This window comes from Halococcus sp. IIIV-5B, assembly GCF_003602035.1.
In the GTDB taxonomy this organism is placed as follows: domain Archaea; phylum Halobacteriota; class Halobacteria; order Halobacteriales; family Halococcaceae; genus Halococcus; species Halococcus salsus.
In genome coordinates this window covers 21,053-27,770 of the sequence record NZ_QZWE01000037.1, presented here as the reverse complement: position 1 = coordinate 27,770, position 6,718 = coordinate 21,053, and the positions used below count along the sequence as shown (strand labels likewise).

At 67.7% G+C, this 6,718-nt stretch carries 10 protein-coding genes; 2 read left to right on the top strand and 8 right to left on the bottom strand.

Going from position 1 to position 6,718, the window contains the following annotated elements:
* Positions 1-115: 115 nt before the first annotated feature.
* The 3 genes from D3261_RS17475 to D3261_RS17465 all read right to left on the bottom strand — a co-directional run bounded on the left by D3261_RS17475 (position 116) and on the right by D3261_RS17465 (position 1,077).
* Entirely contained in the window at positions 116-544 is a 429-nt protein-coding gene (locus D3261_RS17475) for a CoxG family protein (RefSeq protein WP_120074587.1), read from the bottom strand.
* Between the two features lie 72 nt (positions 545-616).
* Positions 617-841, bottom strand: coding sequence for a hypothetical protein (locus D3261_RS17470; protein WP_120074585.1), 225 nt, complete (start codon positions 839-841; stop codon positions 617-619).
* Positions 842-885: 44 nt separating this feature from the next.
* A complete protein-coding gene (locus D3261_RS17465) occupies positions 886-1,077 on the bottom strand; it encodes a hypothetical protein (RefSeq protein WP_120074583.1) in 192 nt (63 codons plus the stop codon).
* Positions 1,078-1,158: 81 nt separating this feature from the next.
* Between D3261_RS17465 and D3261_RS17460 the strand changes: the two genes are divergently transcribed.
* Together D3261_RS17460 and D3261_RS17455 are read left to right on the top strand one after the other, a co-directional pair.
* Positions 1,159-2,172, top strand: coding sequence for an LEA type 2 family protein (locus tag D3261_RS17460; RefSeq protein ID WP_120074581.1), 1,014 nt, complete (start codon positions 1,159-1,161; stop codon positions 2,170-2,172).
* Positions 2,169-2,867: a lamin tail domain-containing protein gene (locus D3261_RS17455; RefSeq protein ID WP_120074579.1), complete on the top strand. Its 699-nt coding sequence runs from the start codon at positions 2,169-2,171 to the stop codon at positions 2,865-2,867. Before D3261_RS17460 ends, D3261_RS17455 begins: the two co-directional genes overlap by 4 nt.
* A gap of 64 nt (positions 2,868-2,931) precedes the next feature.
* Here the strand turns inward: D3261_RS17455 and D3261_RS17450 are convergent, their stop codons facing one another.
* From D3261_RS17450 to D3261_RS17430, 5 genes are all read right to left on the bottom strand, one after another.
* Positions 2,932-3,966, bottom strand: coding sequence for a phosphate uptake regulator PhoU (locus D3261_RS17450; protein ID WP_120074577.1), 1,035 nt, complete (start codon positions 3,964-3,966; stop codon positions 2,932-2,934).
* Positions 3,967-4,127: 161 nt separating this feature from the next.
* A complete protein-coding gene (locus D3261_RS17445) occupies positions 4,128-4,550 on the bottom strand; it encodes a universal stress protein (protein ID WP_120074575.1) in 423 nt (140 codons plus the stop codon).
* Positions 4,551-4,598: 48 nt separating this feature from the next.
* Positions 4,599-5,039 (bottom strand): MaoC/PaaZ C-terminal domain-containing protein, encoded by a 441-nt coding sequence (locus tag D3261_RS17440; RefSeq protein ID WP_120074573.1) that lies wholly within the window; start codon positions 5,037-5,039, stop codon positions 4,599-4,601.
* Positions 5,036-5,488, bottom strand: coding sequence for a PaaI family thioesterase (locus tag D3261_RS17435; RefSeq protein ID WP_120074571.1), 453 nt, complete (start codon positions 5,486-5,488; stop codon positions 5,036-5,038). The genes D3261_RS17440 and D3261_RS17435 overlap by 4 nt, the downstream gene beginning before the upstream one ends.
* Positions 5,485-6,684, bottom strand: coding sequence for a 3-hydroxyacyl-CoA dehydrogenase (locus D3261_RS17430; protein WP_120074569.1), 1,200 nt, complete (start codon positions 6,682-6,684; stop codon positions 5,485-5,487). Before D3261_RS17430 ends, D3261_RS17435 begins: the two co-directional genes overlap by 4 nt.
* Between the last annotated feature and the right edge of the window lie 34 nt (positions 6,685-6,718).

The following is a 6,718-nucleotide window of genomic DNA, read 5'->3' as shown; positions in this document are numbered from 1 at the left end:
GGGGTGCGGTGGGCGCTTTGTGCCGGCGTGTGACGAGAAAAGCGTCACGTTCCGGCGGTTTTCCCTACTGTCGTCCGCGGGATAAATGGTTCGCTTCGGAATCGGCGGCCCGATCTCAGACCTCGATCTCGCTCTCGCGCCGGATCGCGGCTTCGAGGTTGTCGAGTTCGCCGTCGAGGTTACGCTCGAAGAACCGTTCGACGCCGGGGAGTTTCCCCTCGACGGTGAAGCGATTCGTGAGCCGGGTGCCCTCGCCGACGGCTTCGAGGTCGTGTTCGCCGACGACGCGCATCACCCGTGAGCGCCCAACGAACTCGACGTGGCTCGGCGGGTCGCGTTCGGTGTCCTCGGTTTCGACGGTGATGGTCCGGTTGACGAGCGGCAGCGGCAGCGAGAGGTGCCAAGTGGCGCGGGTGTCGTCGTGCACCTCGAAGGAGTCCACGACGCTGATCGGGCGGGCGCGTTTCCCCGGATCGGCGATGAACTCCCAGACGCGTTCCGGCGGGGCGGCTATCTCGAAGGTGCGTTCGACACGAACAGTCATAGCACGGATAGTGGGTCGCGGGGTAAAAGTCCGCCGAAGACGGCGATGAGAACCGAAGCGGTAGAATCCGGGCTACCCGGGGGTGACGCGCCAGGTGGTCGACTTCGCCCGGCTCCACTTCTCGATGTCGATGTCCTCGGACTCCTCGGCGAGCCGGGGGAGACGGACCCCGACCTGCTTGGCGGTGAGGCCGAGCTGGTCGGCGATCTGCTTCGAGCGGAAGTACCGGTCGCCCCGCGAGACACTGTCGTAGAGATAGGCGAGGATCCGCCGGTCCTCGTCGGTGTAGGTGGTCATTACCCTTGATACGGGCGTGATCGTCTTAACGCTTTTCGACGGGCTTATCGCGCGAGATGGACCGCGCCGACCGCGAGCGAGCCGGCGATCATCGCCGCGGCGAACCCCCAGCTGGCGAGGATCTGGTTCTCGGTGAGCCCGGCGACGAACGCGACGACCGCGCCCGCGATTCCGACCACGACGAACAGCACCGTCAGTCCGACCCCGCGGTCGGTCGTGACGCTTTCGGTAGCCATGGCGGCGCTATCATCGGCGGGGACTTAGGTCGTTCCATCGCAAGGGGTATTCGCGTCCCATCCCGAGGGCAAACCATCTAGATGGGTCGTTTCACCCGGTTGCTGGTCGGTCTCCTCGTGCTCGCAGCCCTCCTCGCGGTCGCCCTCGGTGTGGTCGCGGTCGCCTTCGACCGGCCGTCGATAGTCGAGAGCGAGAGCCGTATCGTCGGCGTCAACGCCACGACCACGGTGGTCGAGACCGACCTCACGGTCTCGAACCCCAACCCGATCGCGGTCCGACTCGGCGACGCCACGGTCGCCACGAACGTCGCCATGAACGGTGTCGAGGTCGGAACCGGCACCAAGCACGGGATCCGGCTCGACCGGGGAACCACGGACGTCAGCCTCACGACGGTCGTCGACAACCGGAGGATCCCCGACTGGTGGGTCACTCACGTCCGGAACGGCGAGCGCACGCGCGTCACCACCACGGCGAACGTCACGCTACCCGTGATCGGGCGGACTGCGACGCTCACGGAGACGACGACGACGCGGACCTCCATCACCGACCGACTGAACTCGAGCGCGCCGCGCCCGATAAACGCGAGCCTGCCCCTGGTCTCGGACCCGATCCTCGTCGTCGAGCGGACCCGCGCGTCGTGGGGCGACGTCACCGCCGAGACCACGCCGCTCGAACTTCGGACTCGACTCCGCAACCCAACGTCGGTCCCGCTCTCGATCACCCGGCTGGACTACACGGTCACGATGAACGGCATCACGGTCGGCAACGGCACGACGGGCACGGCGACCACCGTCCCCACCGGCGGACAGGGCAGTCTCCGGGCCGAGACCGACATCCGGAACGAGCGGCTCGACGACTGGTGGGTCACGCACGTCCAGCGCGGCCAGCACACCGACCTCCGGGTCTCGTTCACCGCGGTGCTCTCGCTGCCGGGCGGCGAGACCGTCCGGGTCCCGCTCGACGGCCTCGACTACACGACGGCGGTCGACACCGACGTGCTGGCGAACGACAGCACCGCCCGAACGCGACTCGGAGGCCTCCCGAGCCACGAGGATAAACACGCATCTGCGGTGAGCCCCAACCCCGGTCGATGAAGCCGCTCGCCGCCGTCCTCCTCGGACTGCTCGTCGTGCTCGCGGGCTGTTCACAGCTCGCCGGGCCGGTCGACGAGACCGCGACGCCCGCGGGCCCCATCGAGGGCACCGCTGCACCGCCGAACGGCAGCCAGCCCGCGGCCGCCACCGAGACCCGAGTGCCGACCACGGAAGCGCCGACCGCAACGCGAACCGCGACGGCAACAGCGACGGCGACGCGAACCGCAACAGCGACGCGAACGCCGACGGTGACGGCGACACAGACCCCGATGCCGACGGTAACGCGAACCGTCACGGCCACCACGAGACCGACGACGGATCTTCCGTCGGCGACACGGACCCCGTCGCGACCCCCGACGGCGACCGCAGCGGGGAACGGGTCGGGATCGAGGGCGCTCGCGCTCGTCTCGGTCGACGCCGCGAACGAGACCGCCGTGCTCCGCAACACGGGCCAGCGGCGGCTGAACCTCGACGGCTACGCCGTGGACTTCGACGACGGCCAGCGCTACGCCCTGCCGCCGTACTCCCTCGGGTCGGGAGCGAACGTCACGGTCCACACCGGCCGGGGCGACGACACCCGCGGCGACCTCTACGCCGGGTTCCTCTATCCGGTGATCAACGACGGCGGCGACACGGTGCTGGTCGAGGCCCCGAACGGGCGGATCGTCGCCGCCGAACGGGTGGGCGGGAACTGACGTAAATTTCGCAGGGATAGTGAGCTAACCGGTGTCGTAGCGTTCTACAAACACGAAACGGCTGCTACGTGATCGTCGTGTGGGCCGACTCCTCGTTGAGCGCGAGGTTCGTCGCGATCTCGGCGTTACGGACGGCGTACTGGGCCGTTTGAGCGAGGCTGACGAGCACGTCGCGCACCCGCAGGAGCGCCTCGTTGTCCATCTCGGGGAGGTCGGTGAGGATCTCGCCCTCGACGTCGTTGATCTCGGCGAAGCGTTCACGCACCGTGAGCGTGAGCTCGAAGTCCCGTTCGACCGCCGCTCGAACCGCGAGTTCGGAGATCTCGTCGACCTGGCCGGTGAACTCCCGGATCCGTCGCATCGTCGGGTCGTCGACTTCGAGGGTGTGGTCGGGGGCTTCGAGCGCGATCTCGGCGATGTCCTCGGCGTTGTCGGCGGTGAGTTCGAGGTTCTTCGCGATCGAGCGGTAGCCGATGAGCGGGAAGCCGTCGTCGAGCCCGACCGAGCGGGCGAGGTTCGGGTTCTGGTAGGCGGTGAAGATCAGCCGGAGGAGGAGGACGAATATCTTGTTGGCCTGGCGCTCGCGATTGAGCGCGCGCTCGGCGAAGTCGGGGTTGCCGAGCGCCAGCGCTTGGATCGCCTCGTCGCGCATCGTCGCGCCCGTGGATTCGAGTCGCTCCAGAAGGTTGTCGAGCGTGAAGTCCTCGGCGTCGACCGAACACCGGATCGCGATCCGCTCTGGGGTCTCCTCGATCACGCCGAGACCCATCAGTTGGGTTTCGGCGTTGTAGACCGCGTTGATGTGCTCGGAATCGAGGCTCCCCTCGGCAACTTCGACGTGGATCACCCGTCGGCCGAGGACGTACTGGGCGACGATCGCACGCTCGACCGCGGTCGCGTCCATGTTCTCGGCGTGGATCGTCGCCTGGGACTCCTCGGCCTCGGCCGACTCGGGCAGTACCGTCAGGGTGCCTTTCCCCCCGGTGCGGAGCGACACCTCGTCGCCCTTCTCGACGCTGTGGGCGCGGGCCCACTCCGCCGGGAGGGTCATCGCCAGCGTCGACGGCCCCAACCGCTGAACCTTTCGTGTCTCTACCATGCCTCCCCTACCGTTCCCATACACCTTAATCCTCACTGTACTTCTTTAGAGATCGTCGAGTCCGTACTAGCGATACCGACGGGTCGCCGAGGGGTCCCACCGGTCCGGCTTCGGACGGACCAGAAACTCGGGACCGAAGGAGAGGGGGCGATCGCCGTGCGTCAGCCGACGATCGTCACGGGGATCGAGGTACTCCGGGCGATCGCCTCGGCGACGCTCCCGAGCAGGAGGCGTGTCGCGCCCGACCGGCCGTGGCTGCCGACCACGATGTGGTCGATGTCGTGTTCGTCCGCGTAACCGACGACGGTCTCGCTCGGGACGCCGTCCTCGACGACGGTAGTGATGTCGACCCCCCGTTCGTCGGCCATCTCGGTCGCCGCCGCCTCGACCGACTCGCTCTTCTCGATCGCCTCGTCGTGCCAGCGCTTGCCGAGACCGCCCTCGGCCGAGTCGTAGCCCCACTCGGCGGGGTCGAGAACGTGGATCGCGGTGACCTCGTCGTTCGGGTACTCGGCGAGCGCGTGGTCGAGCGCGCTGCGTGCTTGCCTCGAATCGTCGAACGGTACGAGAACACGTTTGGCCATGTGGGGTGTTTCACAGCCGCATGGAAGAACCTGCCGCCCGGGTGTGATCTACCGGACCAGCGAGAGGAGTTCGCACGCGAGCACGGTCTCGCCGTCGGCTTTCTCGACGGTGATCCCGTAGCGGATCGTGCCGTTCGCGCGCGGGTGCTCGCGCTCGGCTTTTTCGAGCACCTCGACCGCGACGTGGATCGTATCGCCGACGTAGGTCGGGGCGGTGAATCGGAGCGAATCGACCCCGTAGAAGGCGATGACGTCGTCGCGTTCGTCCGGGCTCCGGGACTGCCAGAGCAGCCCCGTCATCGCCGAGAAGACGAACGCGCCGTGGACGATCCGCTCGCCGTACTCGGTCCCCGCCATCCGCTCGGCGTCGGTGTGGTGGTGGTTGAAGTCGCCGCTCACGCCCGCGAAGTTCGTCACGTCGGCCTCCGTGACCGTCCGCCGCGCCGTCTCGTAGGTGTCGCCGACCGAGAGCGACTCGAAAGTCGTCACTCGGACCCCCGGAACAGCCGGTAGCTCGTCCGCCCGACCGCGACCGCCTTCTCCTCGCCGTTCGGCGCGGTGCTCCGTACGGTGGCGTCGGTGACACCCATCGACCCGCCGGCACGGAGCACCTCCGCCTCGACGATGAGGTCGTCCGTGGCCGGCCGGAGATACGAGACGTCGAGGTCGGTGGTCGTGAGCTGCGCCGCCGCGGGGTCCTCGAAGGTCGAACGGAGCGCGAACCCGCTCGCGGTGTCGACGAGGGTGGCGGTGACGCCGCCGTGAACGTTGCCCTCACCGCCGGCCACGAGGTTCGCGAACTTCTCGTCGTAGGGCACGCGGAGCACCACCCGGCCGTCCTCGACCGCGTCGAGTTCGATCCCGAGCCACGAGAAGAGGCCGTGCTCGTCGACGACCGACTCGAACCCGGCCCGCTGGTCCGCCGAGAGCTCGGTCATCGTCCCTCGACCGGTTCGCCGCCCTCGTCGTACTCGTAGAAGCCCGCACCCGCCTCGACGCCGGTGCGACCGTCCTCGACGAGTTCCCGGAGAGAGTCGGCGGGTTCGAAGCGCTCCTCGCCGGTTTCCTCGTGGAGGGTTTCGAGTTTGTCGAGCATCACATCGAGCCCCTCGCGGTCGGCCCGGCGACACGGGCCCTCGGAGAAGCCCGCGCCGAGACGCATCCCGGTGTCGACCGCGTCGGGCGTCGCCACGTCGTTCCCGACGAGCTTCGCGGCCTCGTTGACCATCCGGGCCTCCACCCGAAGCGTATCGAAGCCCTCGCCGTCTCCCTCCTCGTAGTCCGGGCCGTCGCCGTCCTCGTAGTCGTAGTAGCCCGTCCCGGTCTTGCGACCGAGGTCGCCGGCTTCGACCTTCGCCTCGATGAACGGCGGGTTGGTGATGCCCGCCTCCTCACGGACCGAGTAGCCGATGTCGATGCCGGTGAGGTCGGCGAGCTCGAACGGCCCCATCGGATAGCCACGTCGATGGACCATCGCCGCGTCGGCCTCCCGCACCGTGGCCTCGTCGTTCGAGACCATCCACGCGGGTTCGGTCATGAACGGGCCGAGCACGCTGTTGACCACGAAGCCCTGGACGTCCTTCCGGACGTAGATCGGGGTCTTGCCGAGCGATTGGGCGAATCCGTAGGCGGTCTCGGCGGTCTCGTCCGAGGTTCGCTCGCCATAGATGACTTCGACCAGTCCCATCTTCACCGGGGGATTGAAGAAGTGGGTCCCGACGACTTGGTCTTCCCTCCCCGTGGCGCTCGCGATCTCGGTGATCGAGAGCGAAGAGGTGTTCGACGCGAGGATCGCGTGCTCGGGCGCGAGCTCGTCGAGTTCGCCGTAGATCTCCTTTTTGAGCGCCATCCGTTCCGGCGCGACCTCGATCACGAAGTCCGCGTCGCCGACCGCGGTTTCGAGGTCGGTGGTAGTCTCGATCCGCGAGAGGATCCCCTCAGGATCGTCGATCTTTCCGCCGTCGGCGAGCTTCCCGAGGCTCCACTCGATGTTCTCGTAGCCCGACTCGACGAACTCGTCTTCGATGTCGCGCATCACCACGTCGTAGCCGCCCATCGCGACTACCTCGGTGATGCCGTGACCCATGTTGCCCGCGCCGAGCACCGCAACTCGGTCGATGTCGCCGGTTTCCATACGTAACCGTCTCCCCCGATGTAGTTAACGACGG